Source organism: Actinomyces sp. 565 (assembly GCF_010365615.1).
In the GTDB taxonomy this organism is placed as follows: domain Bacteria; phylum Actinomycetota; class Actinomycetes; order Actinomycetales; family Actinomycetaceae; genus Actinomyces.
This window is the reverse complement of record NZ_PIZD01000073.1, coordinates 1-1,182: the sequence shown is the minus strand read 5'-3', so window position 1 is coordinate 1,182 and position 1,182 is coordinate 1. Positions and strand designations below refer to the sequence as shown.

1 protein-coding gene is annotated in these 1,182 nt (G+C 67.8%); it reads left to right on the top strand.

All coding sequences use genetic code 11. The features are described 5' to 3' along the window. Positions 1–1,136: hypothetical protein (locus tag GZ997_RS12055; protein WP_203234255.1), on the top strand; the 1,136-nt coding region annotated here is incomplete at its 5' end. Between the last annotated feature and the right edge of the window lie 46 nt (positions 1,137–1,182).

The following is a 1,182-nucleotide window of genomic DNA, read 5'->3' as shown; positions in this document are numbered from 1 at the left end:
TCACCGTCGGGAACACCCCGGAGGCTGAGGTTCTGGATACCACAGCCACCCAGGTCCAGGCCATCATCGACCGCCTGCAACCCGACCATACCCTGCCCGAAGAACCTGCCGAGGGTACGTTCTGGCACCAGCTGCAGGACTCTATCTCCGACGCCTACCTGGCCCTGGCCAGGGAGCACGGCTCGCGCGGGGGCCGGGCGATCATCATGGCCGGCTCCCCGGGGGCCGGCAAGTCCCAGGCCGTCGCCACCACCCGCAAAGTCCTAGGACCGGCCCGCTCCAAGCAGGTAGGGGTGGAGGAGGACGGCTACACCACCATCGACGCCGACGACATCAAGCAGCTCCTCCTGGGCAACCCCGTGCCCGGCCTGGACGTGAGCCCCGAGCTGCTGGCCCATGCCCGCGCCCACTGGGACAACATCATCGCCACCCACGCCGCCGAGCCCCTGGCCGACGGCCGCCCCATAACCCGCGGCGAGCTTGCCACCCTCGTCCACCCCCTGTCCACCGACACCGCCGACCTCGCCCGCAACGACCTGCTGCGCAGGAGATTCGACGTCAAGATCGAAGGCACCCTGATCGGAAGGAACAAGGGCTCCCGCCTGATCCGCGAACTGGAAGCCGCCCGCTACACGCAGGTGACTATTGTGGCTGTGAACACCCCTGAGCACGTGTGCCTCAAGGGCGCCCGGGACCGGTGGGCAGGGCCCCGCTCCCAGGGCGACCCCACCGCTCGCTACACCCCACCCACAGCCGTCACCGCCACCTTCACCACAGGCCCCGGCCACAACCGCACCTGCCGGTGCATCGAGAACGCCCAAGCGACCCACCGGCTCGCCACCACCAGCACCACCCTGACCAACACCGACCTACTAGTCACCCACCGCACCGAATACGGCCCCACCGTCATCGACCACACCGACCGCGACGGAAACACCCACACCTACTCCGCACCACACCCCGTACTCGCCGCCATCAGACCACCACACACACTCCAAGCAGCCACCGCTAAGAGCTCCACCGCCTCCGCCGTGTCAAGACAGCCACCCACCCGTGAGGGCGTACTACGCAACGTCAACACCCCACGCCCCTACACACCAAAATCACCCCGGCCAGGGCGCGGCCTCGAACGCTGATGGTAGTCTCACCAAGGTCACGGTTTGCTAGTCACTCGGGAGGAGA